General features: G+C 55.2%; 18 protein-coding genes and 1 tRNA gene. 10 read left to right on the top strand and 9 right to left on the bottom strand.

Going from position 1 to position 19,244, the window contains the following annotated elements:
* Positions 1–44 precede the first annotated feature (44 nt).
* From ACR0NF_RS05200 to ACR0NF_RS05160, 9 genes are all read left to right on the top strand, one after another.
* Positions 45–1,253 carry a class I SAM-dependent methyltransferase gene (locus ACR0NF_RS05200; RefSeq protein ID WP_480470001.1) on the top strand — a complete coding sequence of 403 codons (1,209 nt, stop codon included), beginning with the start codon at positions 45–47 and terminating at the stop codon, positions 1,251–1,253.
* A gap of 15 nt (positions 1,254–1,268) precedes the next feature.
* Positions 1,269–1,709: a TrgA family protein gene (locus ACR0NF_RS05195; RefSeq protein ID WP_480777877.1), complete on the top strand. Its 441-nt coding sequence runs from the start codon at positions 1,269–1,271 to the stop codon at positions 1,707–1,709.
* 30 nt (positions 1,710–1,739) lie between these two features.
* Complete coding sequence (locus tag ACR0NF_RS05190; RefSeq protein ID WP_480777876.1) at positions 1,740–2,855, top strand: NUDIX domain-containing protein; 1,116 nt, start codon at positions 1,740–1,742, stop codon at positions 2,853–2,855.
* 69 nt (positions 2,856–2,924) lie between these two features.
* Positions 2,925–3,959 carry a cysteine synthase A gene (locus ACR0NF_RS05185; protein WP_480469998.1) on the top strand — a complete coding sequence of 345 codons (1,035 nt, stop codon included), beginning with the start codon at positions 2,925–2,927 and terminating at the stop codon, positions 3,957–3,959.
* Positions 3,959–6,394, top strand: coding sequence for a DUF3772 domain-containing protein (locus ACR0NF_RS05180; protein ID WP_480777875.1), 2,436 nt, complete (start codon positions 3,959–3,961; stop codon positions 6,392–6,394). Before ACR0NF_RS05185 ends, ACR0NF_RS05180 begins: the two co-directional genes overlap by 1 nt.
* A gap of 57 nt (positions 6,395–6,451) precedes the next feature.
* Positions 6,452–6,541 (top strand) — tRNA-Ser (locus tag ACR0NF_RS05175).
* 242 nt (positions 6,542–6,783) lie between these two features.
* Positions 6,784–7,701: a hypothetical protein gene (locus tag ACR0NF_RS05170; RefSeq protein ID WP_480469996.1), complete on the top strand. Its 918-nt coding sequence runs from the start codon at positions 6,784–6,786 to the stop codon at positions 7,699–7,701.
* A 169-nt stretch (positions 7,702–7,870) separates the two neighbouring features.
* Positions 7,871–8,239: a group I truncated hemoglobin gene (locus ACR0NF_RS05165; protein WP_480469995.1), complete on the top strand. Its 369-nt coding sequence runs from the start codon at positions 7,871–7,873 to the stop codon at positions 8,237–8,239.
* Positions 8,236–9,294 carry an adenylate/guanylate cyclase domain-containing protein gene (locus tag ACR0NF_RS05160; RefSeq protein WP_480469994.1) on the top strand — a complete coding sequence of 353 codons (1,059 nt, stop codon included), beginning with the start codon at positions 8,236–8,238 and terminating at the stop codon, positions 9,292–9,294. The genes ACR0NF_RS05165 and ACR0NF_RS05160 overlap by 4 nt, the downstream gene beginning before the upstream one ends.
* A gap of 4 nt (positions 9,295–9,298) precedes the next feature.
* Here the strand turns inward: ACR0NF_RS05160 and ACR0NF_RS05155 are convergent, their stop codons facing one another.
* From ACR0NF_RS05155 to guaA, 9 genes are all read right to left on the bottom strand, one after another.
* The gene (locus ACR0NF_RS05155; protein ID WP_480777874.1) at positions 9,299–9,913 is read right to left on the bottom strand and encodes a TetR/AcrR family transcriptional regulator; all 615 of its coding nucleotides are present in this window, start codon (positions 9,911–9,913) and stop codon (positions 9,299–9,301) included.
* A gap of 59 nt (positions 9,914–9,972) precedes the next feature.
* Complete coding sequence (gene ppk2, locus ACR0NF_RS05150) at positions 9,973–10,842, bottom strand: polyphosphate kinase 2 (RefSeq protein ID WP_480777873.1); 870 nt, start codon at positions 10,840–10,842, stop codon at positions 9,973–9,975.
* A 49-nt stretch (positions 10,843–10,891) separates the two neighbouring features.
* The gene (locus ACR0NF_RS05145; RefSeq protein WP_480469991.1) at positions 10,892–11,812 is read right to left on the bottom strand and encodes an alpha/beta fold hydrolase; all 921 of its coding nucleotides are present in this window, start codon (positions 11,810–11,812) and stop codon (positions 10,892–10,894) included.
* 22 nt (positions 11,813–11,834) lie between these two features.
* Positions 11,835–12,752: a homoserine O-acetyltransferase MetA gene (metA, locus tag ACR0NF_RS05140; protein ID WP_480469990.1), complete on the bottom strand. Its 918-nt coding sequence runs from the start codon at positions 12,750–12,752 to the stop codon at positions 11,835–11,837.
* Positions 12,753–12,790: 38 nt separating this feature from the next.
* Positions 12,791–13,663: an ATPase gene (locus ACR0NF_RS05135; protein ID WP_480777967.1), complete on the bottom strand. Its 873-nt coding sequence runs from the start codon at positions 13,661–13,663 to the stop codon at positions 12,791–12,793.
* Between the two features lie 49 nt (positions 13,664–13,712).
* A complete protein-coding gene (locus tag ACR0NF_RS05130) occupies positions 13,713–14,609 on the bottom strand; it encodes a DMT family transporter (RefSeq protein ID WP_480667010.1) in 897 nt (298 codons plus the stop codon).
* A 96-nt stretch (positions 14,610–14,705) separates the two neighbouring features.
* Complete coding sequence (locus tag ACR0NF_RS05125) at positions 14,706–15,923, bottom strand: OmpP1/FadL family transporter (protein WP_480469988.1); 1,218 nt, start codon at positions 15,921–15,923, stop codon at positions 14,706–14,708.
* 118 nt (positions 15,924–16,041) lie between these two features.
* Complete coding sequence (locus ACR0NF_RS05120) at positions 16,042–16,947, bottom strand: DMT family transporter (protein ID WP_480469987.1); 906 nt, start codon at positions 16,945–16,947, stop codon at positions 16,042–16,044.
* A 95-nt stretch (positions 16,948–17,042) separates the two neighbouring features.
* Complete coding sequence (gene guaA / locus ACR0NF_RS05115; protein ID WP_480469986.1) at positions 17,043–18,602, bottom strand: glutamine-hydrolyzing GMP synthase; 1,560 nt, start codon at positions 18,600–18,602, stop codon at positions 17,043–17,045.
* Positions 18,603–18,672: 70 nt separating this feature from the next.
* Between guaA and ACR0NF_RS05110 the strand changes: the two genes are divergently transcribed.
* Positions 18,673–19,113, top strand: coding sequence for a GNAT family N-acetyltransferase (locus ACR0NF_RS05110; protein ID WP_480469985.1), 441 nt, complete (start codon positions 18,673–18,675; stop codon positions 19,111–19,113).
* The last annotated feature ends 131 nt before the right edge of the window (positions 19,114–19,244 follow it).

Raw genomic sequence — 19,244 nt, 5'->3', positions numbered from 1 at the left:
AATCCCGTCCTAGCCTGAACCCGCAACCGCAGAGGGGAGAGCGGATGTTTCTGACGTCCACAGATGGGCAGGACAACCTGCCGAGGTATTTTGCGCAGGTCTTCAAGATGCTGAAGCGGATGGAGTCCGGGCGGCTTGATATCGCCCTGCCGGATGGCCGCGTTTTCCGCTCGGACGCGCCCAAGCCCGGCCCTGTTGCCCATATCGACATACATGACCCGGATGTTTTTGCGCGCCTTGTACGAGAGGGCGAATTGGGTTTTTCCGATGCTTATCTGGAAGGCGACTGGAGTACGCCCGATCTGCGCAGCTTCATGGACCTTGTGCATCTCGGAACGGAAACAGTCTATGATGATTTCACCGGAAAGTTTCTGGTTCGCGCTTATGAACGCCTGAGGTTCTGGTTGCATCGCAATCACAAGTCGCAGGCAAAAAAGAACATCTCATACCACTATGATCTGGGGAACGAGTTCTACGGTTTGTGGCTGGACGACACGATGACCTATTCCAGCGCAATCTTCGAAACCGGGCAGGAGAGCCTGGAAAAGGCGCAAACTGCGAAATACGCCAGCCTGGTGGATGAGATGGAGGCCAAACCTGGTGACCATATCCTTGAAATCGGATGTGGCTGGGGTGGGTTTGCCGAGTATGCTGCCAAGGAACGCGGCCTGCGCGTGACCGGCCTGACCATAAGTCAGGAGCAATTGAAGTTTGCACAAGAACGCATTGATAAGGCAGGGCTTTCTGATCTTGTGAAATTCAAGCTGCAGGACTATCGCGATGAACAGGGACAATATGACGGGATCGCATCGATCGAGATGTTCGAGGCCGTAGGTCAGAAGTATTGGCCTGTCTATTTTGACACTGTGCGTGATCGTTTGAAGCCAGGAGCGCAAGCGACCCTTCAGATCATCACGGTCGCGGATCATCGCTGGGACGTTTATAAGAACGGCGTTGATTTCATTCAGAAATACATCTTTCCCGGGGGTATGCTGCCTGCGCCGACGATCCTGAAAGAACAGATCGCACAATCGGGGCTGAGTGTTGTGCGCTCCAAGGAGTTCGGCAAAAGTTATGATCTGACGCTTCGGCGCTGGTACGAGACGTTCAATGCCAAATGGGATGAGATCGCGGACATGGGCTTTGATGAGCGTTTTCGCCGCATGTGGAATTATTATTTGACCGCGTGTGGCGCAGCCTTTGACACCGGCAATTGTGATGTGACACAGATCACAGTAGCCAAACCGAGTTAAAGACGGAAAAACCGAATGCCTACAGCCTCACGTCTTGTTGCAGCTATTTGCCTGCTGGTGGTGGCGTTTCTCGTGTCGGGTATGGTGATCAGCAACGGGGAAGAGGGCAAGGACTATGGGTATTTTACCTATGTCAACATGGCCCTCGGGGTTGTTTGCGGTTGGGTCGTTATGGGCAAGCGCGCCGGGCGCGGTTGGACTGCCGGGATCAATAATGGTCTGACCGGAGTGGCTTCCCTGGTGTTCTGGGGTCTGTTCGTGCAGGGCACTTACGAGATGTTCAGTCAGGCGATGCGCCATCGATACGGGGGGCCGTTTGAGGCGCTGCTCGCGATTTTCAAGCTCGGCGTAGAGTTTGGCCAGCAACTGCTGGCACCTGAGATTCTCTGGACCTTTGCGATCGGTGCGGTGATCAGTGGCATACTGACCGAAATCGCCTTCCGCCGCTGGAAATAAACACGCGTGATCCGGTTGGGGCACTGATTGATGTCAAATCTGTTTTTTTACGGCACCTTGCGGCATCTCCCTTTGCTTGAGCTCGTGCTTGGGCGCCCGATTTCAGAATTGGTCGCAACGCCCGCCGCGCTGCAAGATCACGCGGTTTATGGCGTCAAAGATCAGATTTTCCCGATGATCTTGAAGGAGAAAGGTAGCACCGCCGACGGACTTTTGGTTCAGAATCTGAGTGTCGAGGATTTGGAAAGGCTGGCTTTCTATGAGGGCGGATTTGATTACGATCTGAGCCCTCAGCAGGTTGAGTGTGAAGATGGATCGATCCTTCCGGCTCGTGTGTTTTATCCTCAGCCGGATCTTTGGACGCGGGACCAAGCGTGGTCTTTGCAGGACTGGGTTGATCGTTGGGCCGAGGTCAGTCTGTTGGCCGCGGAAGAGGTCATGGCCCTCTATGGAACAATCGAGACCGCGGTGGTCGCGCAGAGCTATCCTTCGATATTGATGCGCGCTTGGGCCCGATTGCTCAACCGCCAACGGGGCAACGAAGATCAGGGCGATGCCGAACAAGATGTGATCGTAAAGCATCATGAGCGTCCCTATATCGGTTATTTCGGTATGGGCGAAATGGACCTGCAGCATCGTAAATACGACGGTTCAATGAGCCCCGTTTTGCGGCGCAGCGCGTTGATGCAGGGGGCAGCGGCGATTGTACTGCCCTATGATCCGGTGCGCGATACAGTGCTATTGGTCGAGCAATTCCGTGCGCCGGTTTTCATGAGCGACGATTCCGATCCATGGTTGTGGGAGCCGGTCGCGGGTATGGTCGATCCCGGAGAAACCCCGGAACAGACGGCGTATCGCGAAGTGCGAGAAGAGGCACATGTATCGCTGAATAGGTTGGAATATGTCGGGGGTGCATATTCATCCACCGGGTCTTCGACCGAATATGTCTATCTGTATGTTGGGCTGGCCGATCTGACTGGCACGGTCGAAGGTGTAGGTGTGGCCACCGAGGGTGAGGATATTCGCAGTAAAATACTGCCCTTTGGTACATTCATGGACAAGGTAGATGCCCATGTTTTCAAAGACCTGAAGCTTTTGACATTGGCACATTGGCTGGCGCGACACCGTGATCGGCTGCGGGCTTAACTATCGCGACTTGTGGTTGCGGCGGGGCGCCTGTAAATCTTCTGCAATACCAAATGACAAGAGGGTGCCATGCGCATTGCACGAGACCTTGCCGACGCGGTCGGTAAAACACCTTTGATCCGGCTGCGCCGCATCAGCGACGAAACTGGCTGCGAGATTTTGGGCAAGGCCGAATTCATGAACCCTGGCCAGTCGGTCAAGGATCGCGCGGCGCTATATATCATCCGCGACGCCATCGCGCGCGGTGATTTGAAACCGGGCGGCACAATTGTCGAAGGCACCGCTGGTAACACCGGTATTGGCCTTGCGCTGGTTGGGGCGTCGATGGGCTTTAAGACGGTGATCGTAATCCCCGAGACCCAGTCGGAAGAGAAAAAGGACATGCTGCGTCTGGCCGGCGCGCAGTTGGTGCAGGTACCTGCCGCACCCTATCGCAACCCCAACAACTTTGTGCACTATTCACGCCGCTTGGCCGAAGAGCTTGCCCAGACTGAGCCCAATGGCGCGATCTGGGCCAACCAGTTCGACAATGTGGCAAACCGGCAGGCGCATGTCGAAACCACTGGTCCCGAAATCTGGGAACAGACAGGTGGAAAGGTTGATGGTTTCATCTGTGCCGTTGGCTCGGGCGGGACCCTTGCGGGCGTCGCCGATGCGCTGCAGCCCAAGGGTGTCAAGATTGGTCTGGCTGATCCGATGGGGGCAGGGCTCTATTCCTATTACACAACCGGTGAGATCGCGATGGAGGGCGGCTCGATCGCAGAGGGCATCGGGCAGGTGCGGGTGACAAAGAACCTTGAGGGGTTCACCCCTGATCATTCCTACCAGATCACCGATAACGAAGCGCTGCCTTATATTTTCGATCTGCTGCGCGAAGAGGGGCTGGTCATGGGCGGTTCGACCGCGATCAATATGGCGGGCGCGGTTCGGTTGGCGAAAGAGTTGGGGCCGGGTCACACCATTGTCACCATCTTGTGCGACTACGGCACGCGCTATCAATCGAAACTGTTCAACCCTGAATTCCTGCGCGAAAAGGAACTGCCGGTTCCTGACTGGATGACCGAAGCGCCGCGCAGCATCCCCGGCGTATTCGAGGACGTGTGATGTTGCGACAGGTCCGCCTGTTTCTGATCCTCGCCGCCTTATGTCTGTTTGGGCTGGGCGGCATGGCCTCGGCCCAGCTGACCGACCGGCAGAGCGAATACTATCAGGGATGGATCAGCACGGCGAACCGCGCAGAATCGGTGATCAGCGCCAATCGGGCGTCGAATGCTGCGCTCGAAAATCTGCGTTCGGAAATAAACGGTTATCGCGAAGACTTCAACAAGGCTCGTGGTGCCAACACCGATCGAATTCAGACGCTGGAAAGCCAGCTCAAGGCTTTGGGTGATCCTCCAGCCGATGGTGAAACGGAACCTGAAGACATCGCAAAGCTGCGCGAGCATCTTGAAACGCAGCTCAATAGTCTTCGAGTCCCACGCATCATCTCGGAAGAAGCGTTCAGCCGGGCGAACGGCCTGATCAGTGAAATTGACCGTATCATCCGCGACCGGCAGGCCAAAGAGATGCTTGAGAGAGGGCCATCTCCGGTCAACCCAGTTTATTGGGGCCCTGCATGGAATGATGTAAAAGAAGCCACCCGCAGATTGGTCAACGAGACCACCAAGAATTTAAAGACGGACGTGGTGCGTGAGCAGATACGCGAACGCAGTCTGGGCATTTTTGCGCTGCTCGTTGTCTCGGCGGTTTTGCTTCTCTATGGGCGGTACTGGTCCGAGAAAGGCGGTGCGTATCTGCGCTCGCTTGGGGGGCAAGGCAGCGGTGTCTGGACATTCGTTGTCTCACTCTTTCGCATTTTTTTGCCGTGGCTTGGCGTCTGGGCACTGGTCGAAGCGGTAATGTTGACCGGTGTGCTGGGACTGCGTGGCATGCTGTTGTTCGACAACATACCGTACTGGGCCGCGATCATCTTCTATTTCGACTGGATCGGCAGACAGATCTATCTGATGGGCGCCGCGCAGGATTTTCAGCGTCTATCTCAAGGCAAAATCAGGGAAATTCGAGTTTATATCGATCTTTTGGCTGTCATGCTCATACTGCACGAACTGGTGCAGTTGTTCGAGCAGATCGAGAACATCTCGGATGCGACACGGGCTGTAGTTGGATTCCCGGTCGTATTGGCGACGGCTCTGCTGTTGTTGCGGGTGCGCCAGATTCGTCAGACCGATGTGAGAAATGATGGATCCGAGCAAGACGCGCCTCGTCGCGCGGCGGGCTTCAGTCAACTGATTGAGTTTCTACGACGAGCTCTGTTCCTGTTGGGAGTTGCCACACCGGTTCTGGCGATTTTCGGCTACATCAACGCAGCCGAAGGGATCGTCTTTCCGGCGGCGAAGACTCTGGTCTTGATCGCGGCGCTGGTCATTGTTCAGCGGTTCTTCAGCATGGTTTATGGCTGGCTGACGGGGCAGGGTGAGGCTGCGCGAGATTCCTTGTTCTCGGTTCTGGTCGGGTTTGCATTGGCGATACTGGCGCTTCCCATTCTGGCCATCTACTGGGGCGCGCGCGAGACCGATCTATTGGAAGCCTGGTCGCGACTATTGCTGGGGTTCAATATCGGCGGCGTCACGATATCGCCCAGCAATTTTTTGGTCTTTGTCGCGGTGTTTGCCATTGGCTATACGCTGACCCGATTGCTGCAAGGCGGTCTGAGAAACTCACTGCTGCCCAAGACCAAGATTGACCCCGGCGGCCAGAACGCAATCGTTTCCGGCACCGGTTATGTCGGCATCTTCCTGGCCGCACTGATTGCGATCATTGTAGCGGGCTTTGATCTTTCCTCGCTTGCGATTGTCGCAGGGGCCTTGTCGGTTGGTATTGGATTCGGGCTTCAAACCATTGTTTCGAACTTTGTGTCGGGCATCATCCTGCTGGTTGAACGCCCGATCTCGAAGGGGGATTGGATCGATGTGAACGGTATGATGGGGTATGTCCGCGATATCTCGGTCCGTTCAACACGGATTGAAACTTTTGACCGGACGGATGTGATTGTTCCGAACTCGGATCTGATCAGCGGCGTGGTCACCAACTACACGCGCGGGAATACGATTGGTCGGGTGATCGTGCCTGTGGGCGTGGCCTATGGGACAGATACCCGCAAAGTCGAAACTATTCTGGGTGAGATTGCGAATTCTCACCCGATGGTTCTGGCGAACCCCGCGCCCAGTGTTGTTTTCCAGGGATTCGGAGCGGATTCTCTGGATTTTGAGATCCGCGCGATTCTGCGCGACGTGAACTGGGTTCTATCGGTCAAATCCGACATGAACCACGAAATCAACCGCCGCTTTGTCGAAGAAGGAATCGAGATTCCATTCGCCCAACGAGATGTATGGTTGCGCAATGCCGAAGTCTTGCGTGACGACAACGCACGATCGTCAGTGGCGGAAGCAATGACGCAGGAAAAGCCCGCAGATCACCGCATGGGCCCTGCTGATCTGACTGAAACTGATCTGGATTCGCCGGACGGAGAAGAGCTGTAATTCGACTACAATCGGGCCTTGCAAATCTGGTTTCGATGGTCCAAATATCGCCGGCACGGAGAGGTGGCCGAGTGGTCGAAGGCGCACGCCTGGAAAGTGTGTAGGCGGGAAACCGTCTCCAGGGTTCGAATCCCTGTCTCTCCGCCATATTCCACAGCCGCAGCCGATAATTTATCGAGGTCAAACAATGCAATGTGCATTTGTGATCGCGAGATTATTTTGGCGCGTCCATGTTGCGAATTTAGACGAACACCTGCCATATTTTGGTAAAAAGAAAGAGCGAATATCTGATAGACGAACGAGATAGACTCGAAATCATCGCCGAACTGGTGTTTTGTTTTCGAGCGGATGTTGAAGACTGATATCAGTAAAAGTGAGGTTGGAGCGTAATGTATAGAACTGCTTTGAGTTTAGTGGGTTTGTTTTTGTGTATGGGTGTTTCACAACCTGCATGGTCCTCAGATTATCCTCCGCGTCAGGCCAATCCGGTAAATGTAAAACAAATACATAGCGGGCATAGCTTAACAGACGCATATATGGGGCAGCCTTGGCCTGGGCAGTTGATCCTGGCGACAAGCTCACTGCGTGGCGCTCAGCCTCACGACAACATTGCAAAATCAACCACTCCCGGCGCTGGACTGAAATGGCGTTGGCAAAATCCGGTAGGGCATGGAGCGCCTGACGCGCGTCAAGATATTGGTAGGTTTGAGCTTCTAGTTACGACGGAAACCGTGCCTTTGTACCCCAACCCTCAAGCTTTTAAAGAAGATACACTCGATTACGTCGAGAAATGGGTCAAACACGCTTGGCAGAACGGTAATCGTGGCAAGGGTGCCGAAGTCATGCTGTATAGCACCTGGGTGTGGTGGCAGAATCCCGGAGATGTACGATCCGATGGAGAGGGGCATATACCGTTTCGAGAACGCCTTGATATCGAGGGAGCTCGTTGGGAGCAAATGCAAGATCATGCCAACGCGGTTCGGCCGGATGGCATGCCTCCGATCTACATGATCCCAGGGCACAGATTGATGATGCGTATATATGATGACATCGAGGTTGGAAACGCACCGGGGCTTAACAGCATTGGGGATATCTTCCTGGATGATATTCATCTCAATGAATTGGGCAATTATGCTGTGACCTGCCTCATCTGGGCAGTCGTTTATCAGAGGAACCCGCGCGAGATACCAAACACCTTCATCCACGGTGACAACCAAAAACTTGTAATTCCTTATGAACAGGCAAACTACTTCAAGAAGGTCGCTCTTGAGGTTGCTCAGGACTACGATCGTGCTGGGGTGCCGTGACGCCTGCGTGTTTTTCTTTCGTCTAATCGACGATCAGAATTTGCCGCAGAATATATGTTGGCGATATTTTCAACACGCTATCGTCAGCCTTGGTTCAAAAAAGTTAACAAAACTGTCAGTTTGATATAACCTTCTAGTGTTATTGCCAATAATCATTCGGTTTTGTGTTGTGAGTCAGACGATCTATGAAAAGTATGGTGGCTTCAAAACCATCAGCCGCATTGTAATGTCATTCTATGAAATGGCGTTGGAATCCGATGAAATCGGGGACTATTTCGACGACATCGACATGCCGCGTCTGATTGATCATCAGACAAAATTCGTCTCATCGTTGGTCGGAGGCCCGGCTTCGTTTAGCGATGACCGGATAGAAGCGGTTCATCGGCATCTGAAGATCACGCATGCGGATTTCGACGAAATGGCTGCGCTGTTTAGCGAAGCGTTGGCGATGCACGGTATGTCAGAGCCAGACATAAACGTCGCACTGGACGCGATTGAGAGCAAACGGTCAATTATCGTTGCTCGGAACGCTGCATGAGCATTCTTGCCATCAACGAACATTTGCTGCGCGCGATTGGTGTCGGCGTCGCGGTGCTGCGCGCTTCGGATTTGACCTTTGTGTTCCATAACGGGCCGTTTGCCGAATGGTTCGGAACACCCGAGGAAGGGCAGACCTTATTGGATATTTTGCCCAGCCTGGACCGGAAAGAGCTTGAGGACGTAAAGCAATCCGGCCTGCGCTATTCAGTGGAACTGCAGATTAAGCCCAAACGCCGGACGCTGATCTTTGCCACGACAGTCTCTCTCGCCAATGGGTTGGATGAACAGGTTCTGGTGGTTGAGTGCCAGAACATCACGCGAATCCGCGAACTGGAAAGCATGATCGACAGCTACTCGACCATGGTCGAGCGGAACACGCGTGAGCTGGAGCGCGAGAAAGAGCGCGTTGAACGGTTACTGCTGAACCTTATGCCGAAAGCGGTCTATGAAGAATTCAAGACCTTTGGCGTTGTTACCCCTCAATTGTTCGACCAAGTATCGGTGGTGATGCTCGATTTCGTGGGTTTCACTGATTTTGCGGCCAAGACCGATCCCACTGTCACGCTGAGCGAGTTGAATGATATTTTCACAGCCTTCGATCGCATCGTCGAACAGTTTGGCTGTGAGCGGATCAAAACCATCGGCGATGCTTATCTGGCCGTTTCCGGAATGCCGGACGAGACGCCAGACCATGCGACTGCAGTCGCTCATTGCGCGGTTCGGTTCCTACGGTATCTTGAGCGTCGCAACGAAAGCCACCCGCATAAATGGCAGGCTCGGATCGGGTTGGGGATGGGGCCTGCTGTGGGCTCGGTCGTAGGGATTCAGAAATACGTCTATGATGTTTTCGGCCCGGCGGTGAATATTGCGTCTCGTCTGCAGGTCTTTGCCAATCCGATGCGGATCGTAGCACCGGAAGAGATGAAATATGCGCTGATCGATGAATTCCAGATCACTGATATCGGGCCGGTCGATATCAAGGGTATGGGGCATATGGACCTGATCAACGTCACTTCACGTTTGAACACGCCCAAGCCCAGCCGGGTGTTCTGACGCTTTAGTCGTCCTGATCCACCAGCCCCAGACCGCGCAGATAGATGCCGATTCCGGTCTCCAGAAGATCTTCGGGCGGAAACGGAGAGCTTGCGCCTGTATTGCGCGCGAAAAGTTCAACCACTCCATGACTCATCGCCCAGATATGCGCGCTGAACATCGACGCAGGCGGGCGCTTTTCGGGTGGGATATGCTGCGAAAGATCGCTTGCTGCCTTTTCGAGCACGTTTTTCGCCCGGTTGGCTGCAAGGGCAAGCTCTGGCGTCCGATTGACCGAAATTCCGCTTTCAAACATCGCAATGTAATGCCCCGGGTGCTTGCGGGCAAAGGCCAGATAAGCGCGGCCCGTTGCCTCAAATGCGGCCAGTGCCGAGGGTTGCCCTTTATCATAGGCGAACTGCATCAGGTCCGCGAACATCTCGAACCCTTGTCGGGCGGCCTCGGCGATCAGGTCCTCGCGCCCTTCATAGTGCCGGTAAACGGCGGCTGGTGTGACGCCGGCAGTCTTGGCAGCTTCTGATAGGGTGAATCCGGTTGGGCCTTTCTGCTCGATCAGCGACAAGGCCGCTTCGATCAGTGCTTGTTTCAGATTTCCGTGGTGATATCCGCGTTTTGTCATCCCGGCCTCAGGCGCATTTTTTCTTATATATGTATGGGCTGTGCTCGGAACCAGCGCGCTCAAGCATCCCAGATGTCCGGGCCGCCACTAATCTTGTCGTCTGGAATGCCAACCACCTCTGAGTTTTTCCCATCATACTCCAGAGCGCTTAGCACAGTGCGAATAGCCGCCAGTCGCGCACGTTTCTTGTCATCTGATCGGATGATCGTCCAAGGACAGTCGTCGGAATGACTGCGCGTGAGCGTCTCTGAAATCGACTGGCTGTATTCATTCCATTTGCTTAACCCAGCCACGTCAATCGGACTGAGCTTCCATTGTTTCAGCGGGTCAGTCTCGCGGGCGAGGAACCGGTTCAACTGCTCAGCGCGCCCGACATTCAGCCAGAACTTGAACATGTGAATGCCGTCATTTCGGAACCCGTTCTCCAATGGAATAACCTGGCGAAAAAACCTCTCACGTTCGTCTGTGGTGCAAAAGCCGAAAACGTTTTCAACGACACCCCGGTTGTACCAGCTTCGATCGAAGAACACGATTTCACCCGCTGAGGGTAGGTGAGAGATATAACGTTGAAAATACCACTGACTGCGCTCCGCATCCGAAGGCTTGCTGAGCGCCACGTTGCGCGCTCCGCGTGGATTAAGGTTTTTCCGGAACCGTTTGATTGTGCCACCTTTTCCTGCAGCATCACGGCCTTCAAACAGGATGGCAACCCGCTGATCCGTCGCTTTGACCCAGGATTGCATCTTTACCAGTTCGATCTGAAGCGCATCCATTTGTTCATTGTAATCCTTCCCCTTCATCTTGTCGGAATATGGGTAGTATGGGTTCAGGATGTCGCCTTTCCCGGCGTCTTCGATGGCGGTTCGAACCTCTTTCGGCGCTTCATTTCGGAAGTAACTTTCGATAGCGCCTTGATCTGTTCGGGTCATGTGCAGCCTCGCCATAAAATCCATATCTTACTATGGATTACGGATCGCCCTAACGCAAACCCGCGCGTTCGGCAGCGCGGTCTATAGCGGCTGCGACTTCGGTGGCGGCAACGACTTGTGGCATGTGGCCGATTCCATCCAACTCGATAAGTTCGGCGCCTGGGATTTGTTCGATCAGACGTTCGGAATGCCAGCTTAGACCAACGGTATCATCCGCGGTGCCGTGGACGATTTCCGTCGGAACCGATATTTCGCCATAACGCGGTTGAAGCTCGGTCACTTCATCCAACAGGTTTGCACGCTGTTTCGCGTTTGCGTGCATTGACGCGCGGCGCATCGTCAAGCCTGGACCGAAATGCTCGGCATAGCCCTCAGGAGCCTTCTGGGGTGCAAAAACCTTATCCAAAGCCTTGGTGACATACCAATCCGGCACATAGGCGGAAATCAAGGGCAGAGCCAGCGCATTCCCGACCGAAGTTGCGCCAATGGTATTGAAAGCGTCAAGCGGTGTCTCCCACGGGATGGCGGCTGGGGCGATCAGGACGAGTGCGGAGATGTTTTCTGGCCGAGTCACAGCCCATGCCAGAGAAACCGATCCGCCATAGCTTTGCCCGGCAACAATAGGCTTTTCTGCGCCAAGCTGTGCTGCGGCGCGTTGCAGTATTTCTGCTTGTTCTACAATTGTTTCGCCGCTGGGATTAAAGCTATCGGAATACCCAAGGCCAGGTCTGTCAAAGACGATGACGCGATAATTCTCTGCCAGAATCGGGGCCAGTGCAAAGGTCATATCGCGTGTATTGCCGCTGGAGCCGTGTATCAACACGACATCCGGACCTTCGCCCATGATCACGGCATGCACCGCAACCCCGTCAACTTCGACGATTTGCCCTTCTGGCGGAAACGAGGCCTCGGCCCGCGCTTCCCGTTGGGCGCTGCGCCAAGCAGTCGCTGCGACAAGACCTGCGGCCACGACACAAAGGGATATGAGAAGTTTACTGGCCAATTTTGGTCAGATCGAACGGGGTTGTCTGGTAGATGGAGTTGATCCAGTTGCCATACAGCAGATGCGCGTGACTGCGCCATCGGTTCTGCGGATCCTGGCTTGGATCGTCATCGGGATAATAGTTGATCGGTACGTTGATCGGCGTTCCGTTGGCCACGTCACGATCATATTCCTGCTTGAGCGTGTCGCTGTCATACTCAAAGTGATTGAAGATATAGAGCGCGCGATGTTCGGGGTCTTCGACCAGACAAGGGCCTACGTCGTCGCTTCCCAGTAGGGTGGTCAGACCCTTCGCTGCATCGATCTCATCCTGTCGCATCTCGGTCCAGCGGCTGACAGGAATGACGCAATCGTCGGAAAATCCACGCAGATATGGTGATGCGGATGCCAGGTTCCTGTGACGGAAGCAGCCAAAGGCCTTGGCATCCAGCATGTGTTTCTTGACGCCGTGGAAATGGTTGATCATCGCCATTCCGCCCCAGCAGACGCCAAAGGTCGAATGCACGTTGGTCTGAGACCAATCGAAGACTTCGCACATCTCTTCCCAATAGGTGACATCGGGAAATTCCAGATGCTCGATCGGAGCGCCGGTGATGATCAGGCCGTCGAACTTCTGATCCTTCACCTCCTGAAAGGGGTGATAGAACTCGGCCATATGCGCGGCCGCGGTGTTCTTGGTCTTATGCTCGGTCATGCGGATCAAAGACAGTTCGATCTGCAAGGGGGTCGCACCGATCAAACGCGCAAACTGATTTTCCGTCTGAATCTTCTTGGGCATCAGGTTCAACAGACCTATCCGCAAGGGACGAATGTCCTGACGTGCTGCCTGATCCTCGGCCATGACCATGACGCCCTCATTGGTCAGGACGTCAAAGGCGGGCAGGTCTGAGGGTATTTTGATAGGCATATGGTCACGCTGCTGAAACTGCGAAAGAAGTCTGGAACTTAGGTGGGGTTGGCGCGGGTCTCAAGAGTGCGCTCGATCAACTCATCGAAATCACCGCTGTCGCGCACCTTGGCGATGTCGTCGGCTTCGATTGTGACACCCCAGTTGCGCGCCATGGCCGCATATCGCGGCTGCCGATGCGCCAAAGCTTGGGCATAGGTCCAGCGGATGAAGGCGTCTGGATCGACCTCATCCCCGGAACAATCGTTGAGGGCCAAATACTTGGCCCAGACGCGAGCCAGAAACTCGGCCTGATAGGACATAGGCTTAGGCGCTTTGTCAAAGCGGCGGATCAGCTCTTCGGTATGCGCGTCGTCGCCCTTGATCCAGATCATCAGGGTCTGGCTGGAAAGTTCGCTGAGGATCTGATCATTGGGATCGTCGGGTTCGACCCATTCGCAGATCGAGCCTCCGGTATCGCAGATGAAGTGCGGATAATGATAAAGGCGTTTGGCGCGTTCGATGAAGTACTTGGTGTCCAGCAGGGCGTGGATCTCGGCCAGCCGGAATTGCTCCTGTCGCTGCTGATATTCAGAGATTTCAAGGCCACCCAGTTCCGAGTTGCCGGGTTTGCCCAGATAGGTCGATACCGGCGTCAGGTTTTCAAAGCTGATATTCGATCCGATATAGATCGAGTCTGACAACAGCAGTTCACGCAGAAATGGAACCTTCATTGCTTCGGCTTTGGCATTGTCGGTGATGTATTCGCCCATGTAGCGGGTGCCGATGCGATAATCGATGGAATAGTGGAACCAGTCCCCGGCTTCACGCAGAGTGTTCGAGACATAGGATTTGCCCAGCCCGGACATGCCGAAGAACAGCACTTTTTTCCGTTCAGCTTCGCGCCAGTCTTTTGCCGAGCTATAGATCATCATCCGCCGTCCCTTGTTTTGCATTAGCTAAATCGGGCGGTTGGCGGCGTCAATCGCGTCTGCGGGATTGGCTGAGGATTAGCAGCCCTAGTGCCAAGATAGCGAAACCAACGAAGGCGCGCGTGGGCAGGGCCTCGTCCCTGACCAGAGCGCCAAGCAAGATTGAGACCGGCGGGATGATCAAGGTTACCAGCAATACATTGCCGCTGCCCCCTTGTTGGAGCACGCGATAGTAAAGCAGATAGGCACCCGCCGTAGCCACCAATGCGTAATATGCGATGGCGATCCATGTCACCGCGGGGAGCGCAAGGGTAGGGGCACCGTCTACCATTAGCGTGACCGGCAGCATGATGAGGGTTGAGGTCGTCAGCATTCCTGCGGCAGCGATCTGCGGAGAGAGATCGCCCAGTTGCTTGCGGGCCCAGACTGCGGCCAGGGCGTAGGAAAATGTGCCGAACAAAATGGCCAGTTGCCCAAGATTGCCCAGATTGAAGGTATGAAACTGATTGAGGCCGATTGTAATTGAAACGCCCAGAAAACCCAGCACGACCCCCAGCAAGCGTGTCTTGGTCAGGCGTTCATCACGAAAGAAAAGGGCGGCAAGCAGAACACCAAAGACGGCTGTCGTGGCGTTCAGAATTGAGGTCAGCCCGACTTCGACATGAAGCTGGCCCCAGGCCATAAGAGAGAAGGGCAACACATTGTTCAGAATTCCCATCACCAGAAATGCGCCCCAGATGCGTGGATCGCGGGGAATGGTCTGCTTTTGCAACCAGATGACGATCCAAAGCGCAAGAGAAGCCCAGAAGACACGATGAAATACGGACGTTACGAATGGGATCGTATCCAACGCGATGCGGATCGACAGAAAGGATCCGCCCCAGATTACTCCGAGTAGGATCAGTTCGGCCCATGCGCGAGGAGAGAGTGATTTCTGAATAGCCATGGCCTGTTCTGGCATCTCTCTGACAAGTGATCGACCCGAAACATGCGAAAAAGCCCCGCCGAATGGCGGGGCTTTGCAGTTGGTTTTCTGGCTGTATCAGTCCAGAGAATATGTGATCTGGAAGCCGACGCTCCAGGCGCTGTTGCCAGTAAAGGTCGCGCGGTTGTCCGGGCCGGTTCCATTTGCGGTCGCATCACCGATATCCGTATAGCGTACACCGCCCGAAAGTTGAGCTTTCTCGAAGGAGTAGGTGCCGCCTAGGCCGATGCTCCAGAACCCGTCTGTCGGGCCCAAATTCGAAACCGAGTTACCTTGCGAGCTTTCGTAGCCCAACGTCACTGCGCCTGAAAACTGTTCTGAGAACTGGTAGCCAAGGCCAAGCGAGTAGGTCCACGTGGCTTCTTCATAATCGACCAGATTGATCCCGGTCAGACCTTCGTAAACCGGCGGAGCATAAACTGTCTGCGGCCAGTCAACCCAGCGGACCGACCCGAACAGCAGCGTTTTCGGGGCGACGCCCGTCTGAAAGTCGAGGTTGACGGATTGCGGCGTTACGACTTCGGTTGTCGAGTCGGCGCTTGTACGACCTATCGTCGGAATTCCGGGTGGAATGAATCCGTTGATGAAATCGTTCGCTTCGGTTTGCGACAGATCGTGTGTGATCTTCGAGTTATAGGTCAAGGCTACACGGGCTGCTATGTCAGGTCGTTCCCAAGCGACGCCGACAACATATCCAAAGTCGATTTCATCGTCGGTTTCGACGCGGTATCCGCCTTGCGGCGGCGTGGTGCCTGCGCCCGCGATCGGTACCGAAACGCTTGCTTTCAAGCGCTGCGCCCGAACGCCACCGATTACGCTGAATCCGCTGTCCAACTTGTACCGCAGTAGCGCGGTGACAGCATCTGTGTCTGCCTTCGCTCGCAGCACGTCTGTGCTTCCTCCAGGAAAGCCGGACAGCACGTTCTGAGACAGCGGATAATCTGCTGAGTAGTCGATATCGGCGCCAAAAGGTTGGTCGTAGACCAGAGCGAAGTCGAGTCTTTCAGTCAGAGATGTCTTATAGGCAAGATGCGGTGTAAAGAAGTCGTTTGCGACATTACCAGAATCGATGGTTTCGCCGAATGTCGGGCTGCCGGTAATCCGGTCCTCCATCGAGCCACTTACGCTTGGGTTGGTATAACCAAGTCGGAATTGGGCGACGGACCCTTCCTCGAACAAAATGTTGACACCCTGACCGCTTCGGTCAAGACCGCCCGCTTGCACAGCTGTGGCCCCGACACACAGCGCACACGCCTTGAACAGCGCTTTTTTCATTTATTCCTCCCTAACTCTGTCCATTTGCCTGTTAGATGCACCCTCACATGCACACCCGGCTTCGTTACCGGGTGTTACTGTCTTAATACTTAAAATAAGGTCAACCGGTGACGGAGCGTTAGTCCGCGTCGGCACGGTGAGCGTGTGTTGCCAAATTGGCACGATTCTCGGACCAAACATTCAGGAAGATGCCTGAGAATATCACCACAGCACCCAGCAGTGTCCAGTGATCCAGCGGCTCCTGATAGAGGATCATACCTATAATCGCGATGGTCGGGAGGCGGGCAAAATCGAATGGCACGACGACCGTCGCCGGAGCGATCGCCAATGCATTGGTGATGCAGTAATGCGCCAGCAATCCCGCCAACCCGATCAGCAGCAGATAAGGGGCGGTGTTGAACGAGGGCAGCGCAATGTCACCGTCAAACCCCGAGGCGATGAGGCCAAGCGCCGCCTGCATGACTGTCAGCCAGAACATGATGCAGCCGATGCTGGCAATGCGCGTCAGGGATTTGGTCGAGATGTTGGTTAGGGCAAAGAAGATTGCAGACAGGGCGGCTGCAATAACGCCCGGGCTGATCGAGGTCACGCCCGGTCGTGCCACGATGAGGATGCCTGCAAACCCTATGAACGCTGCTGTCACACGCGTGGCAGTCAGGCGTTCTCCTAAAAACAACGGGGACAGCAGGATGACCCAAATCGGGTTTGTGAATTCAAGGGCGAAGACCTGCGCCAAGGGGATGACAGCGACGGCGTAGAACCAAAGGTTCTGTCCAATAAAATGCAGCAGGTTTCGTGCGCCATGTAGCCCCAGACGTTTGGTTGTGACCTGATGCCACTTGCGTGTCACGCTCAGTACCAGCGCAACTACGCAGATACCGACGAGACTGCGGTAGAACATGATCTCGAACGTGTCGTGCACCAGGCTTAGTTCTCGGCCCGCCACAGCCATGGAGGAAAACGAGGCAATCGCCCCGGTCATCCAGAGCGCGGCTTTGCCGATCTGCGTTTTGCTCTCATCCATCGCTTAAATGCCGTTTCGGGGTATAACACGCTGACTAAAGGGCGATTTGTCCGGGATTGCAAAATAAAAAGCCGGGCTGTGACCCGGCTTTTCGCTCATTCCCACTCGATGGTTCCGGGTGGTTTTGAGGTGATGTCGTAAGTGCATCGGTTGATGCCCTTGACCTCGTTGATGATGCGCGTGGCGGTCTCACCCAGAAATTCGTGGCTGAACGAGTAGTAATCCGCCGTCATGCCATCGACCGAGGTCACCGCGCGCAGGGCGCAGGCATAGTCATATGTGCGCCCGTCGCCCATCACGCCGACGGTGCGCACGGGCAGGATGGCCACGAAGGCCTGCCAGATCTCGTCATACAGGCCGTGCTTGCGAATCTGGTCGATATAGATCGCATCCGCCTCGCGCAGAATCTCAAGCTTTTCGCGCGTGATTTCGCCTGGGCAGCGGATGGCCAGGCCGGGTCCGGGGAAGGGGTGGCGACCGATAAAGCTTTGCGGCAGGCCCAGTTCACGGCCCAGGGCGCGCACTTCGTCCTTGAACAGTTCGCGCAGTGGTTCAACCAGTTTGAGGCCCATCTTTTCAGGCAGGCCGCCGACATTGTGGTGGGACTTGATGGTTACCGAAGGACCGCCCGAGAACGAGACAGATTCGATGACGTCGGGGTACAGTGTGCCCTGCGCCAGAAACTCGGCACCGTCGATGGTATCGGCATGTTTCTGGAACACGTCTATGAACAGTTTGCCGATGATCTTGCGCTTGGTTTCCGGGTCGCTTTGCCCGTCCAACTCGCCCAGGAACAGGTCGCTTTCATCTGCATGGATCAACTGGATATTATAGTTGTCGCGGAACATGCCAACGACCTCGGCGGCCTCGTTCTTGCGCAGCAGGCCATGGTCGACAAACACGCAGGTCAGCTGATCGCCAATCGCCTCGTGGATCAGGATCGCCGCGACCGAGCTGTCGACGCCGCCCGAAAGGCCACAAATAACTTTCTTGTCCCCGACCTGCTCGCGAATTTTGCGGATCATCTCTTCGCGATAGGCGCCCATGGTCCAGTCGCCGGTGAACCCTGCCAGTTTGACAAAGTTCTCATATAGTTTGGCGCCCTTGGGTGTGTGATGCACTTCGGGGTGAAACTGCACGGCATAGAAATGACGCGCGGGATCGGCGGTGATCGCAAAGGGGGCGTTCGGTGAGGTGCCAAACACCTCAAAGCCCGGGGCGATTTCGCTGACATGGTCGCCATGGCTCATCCAGACCTGCTCATCGCCGTCCGCGAACCAACCATCAAGGATATCGAGCTTGCTTTGCGGGGTCACGAAGGCGCGGCCAAATTCGGCGGTGCCATGTCCGCTTTCGACCTTGCCGCCCAACTGGTGCATCATCACCTGCTGGCCATAGCAGATGCCCAGGATCGGAACGCCGTAATCAAAGATCTCTTGCGGGGCGCGGGGCGATCCTTCGCGCGTGACACTGTCCGGCCCGCCCGAGAAGATCACGGCCTTGGGGGCCATTTCCCGGACAAAGTCCATCGTCACGCTTTGATAAGGGTGGATTTCGCAATAGACGTTCAGCTCGCGCAGGCGACGGGCGATCAGCTGGGTTACCTGGCTGCCGAAGTCGATGATCAGAAGGCGGTCGTGGGTGTCTTGGGTCATGACTGGCTATTAGGTCGCAAGCCTTGCTTGTGCAAGCGCAATGACGTCAATTGAGCAAGGAGGCTGACATATGACGACCCTAAAGCTCAGGACTGCCGAAGACGGCGACGCCAAAGCGATACGGGCCTGTATCGCAGACGCCTATGCACCGGCAATGCGTGACATCACCGATCTGCCCGATGTAACGAGCGGGGTCGCCGAAGAAATTGCGGCGCATCAGGTTGTTGTTGCTGAAGAAGCTGGGCGTCTTTTGGGCGTCATTGTCTTTGATCAGCAGGCGGATGCGATGATGATTTTTAACCTTGCCGTTTCGCCAGAGGCGCAGGGCAAGGGCGTCGCGCGACAGCTGCTTGCGGTCGCGGAACTCAGGGCGGCTGAGGCGGGGATTTCGATTCTCCGTTTGCGGACCCATCGGCTGATGCGTGCGACGCGTGCGATGTATACGCATCTGGGCTGGCATGAGGTCCAAACCTCGGGAAACTCGGTCGTGATGCAGAAAAAAGTGACGTAGGGGCCAAACTCAGCAGGGCCGCGATCAGCGGCGGTTCATGTCGCTTTTACCCCTATTGCGCCGTAAACTACCTGCGGCGGTGATTGCCGTTCATGTAACTAATTTACCAAACCAACCAATCACGGGATTTT

The sequence above is a fragment of the Ruegeria sp. CF4 genome (genome assembly GCF_056537345.1).
The sequence above is the reverse complement of the archived record's forward strand: the minus strand, read 5'-3'. Positions and strand labels throughout refer to the sequence as shown.

Coding starts and splice junctions, on each gene's coding strand:
- ACR0NF_RS05200 (WP_480470001.1), top strand. CDS start 45: ATGTTTCTGACGTCCACAGATGGGCAGGACAACCTGCCGAGGTATTTT.
- ACR0NF_RS05195 (WP_480777877.1), top strand. CDS start 1,269: ATGCCTACAGCCTCACGTCTTGTTGCAGCTATTTGCCTGCTGGTGGTG.
- ACR0NF_RS05190 (WP_480777876.1), top strand. CDS start 1,740: ATGTCAAATCTGTTTTTTTACGGCACCTTGCGGCATCTCCCTTTGCTT.
- ACR0NF_RS05185 (WP_480469998.1), top strand. CDS start 2,925: ATGCGCATTGCACGAGACCTTGCCGACGCGGTCGGTAAAACACCTTTG.
- ACR0NF_RS05180 (WP_480777875.1), top strand. CDS start 3,959: ATGTTGCGACAGGTCCGCCTGTTTCTGATCCTCGCCGCCTTATGTCTG.
- ACR0NF_RS05170 (WP_480469996.1), top strand. CDS start 6,784: ATGTATAGAACTGCTTTGAGTTTAGTGGGTTTGTTTTTGTGTATGGGT.
- ACR0NF_RS05160 (WP_480469994.1), top strand. CDS start 8,236: ATGAGCATTCTTGCCATCAACGAACATTTGCTGCGCGCGATTGGTGTC.
- ACR0NF_RS05155 (WP_480777874.1), bottom strand. CDS start 9,913: ATGACAAAACGCGGATATCACCACGGAAATCTGAAACAAGCACTGATC.
- ppk2 (WP_480777873.1), bottom strand. CDS start 10,842: ATGACCCGAACAGATCAAGGCGCTATCGAAAGTTACTTCCGAAATGAA.
- metA (WP_480469990.1), bottom strand. CDS start 12,752: ATGCCTATCAAAATACCCTCAGACCTGCCCGCCTTTGACGTCCTGACC.
- ACR0NF_RS05135 (WP_480777967.1), bottom strand. CDS start 13,663: ATGATCTATAGCTCGGCAAAAGACTGGCGCGAAGCTGAACGGAAAAAA.
- ACR0NF_RS05130 (WP_480667010.1), bottom strand. CDS start 14,609: ATGGCTATTCAGAAATCACTCTCTCCTCGCGCATGGGCCGAACTGATC.
- ACR0NF_RS05125 (WP_480469988.1), bottom strand. CDS start 15,923: ATGAAAAAAGCGCTGTTCAAGGCGTGTGCGCTGTGTGTCGGGGCCACA.
- ACR0NF_RS05120 (WP_480469987.1), bottom strand. CDS start 16,947: ATGGATGAGAGCAAAACGCAGATCGGCAAAGCCGCGCTCTGGATGACC.
- guaA (WP_480469986.1), bottom strand. CDS start 18,602: ATGACCCAAGACACCCACGACCGCCTTCTGATCATCGACTTCGGCAGC.
- ACR0NF_RS05110 (WP_480469985.1), top strand. CDS start 18,673: ATGACGACCCTAAAGCTCAGGACTGCCGAAGACGGCGACGCCAAAGCG.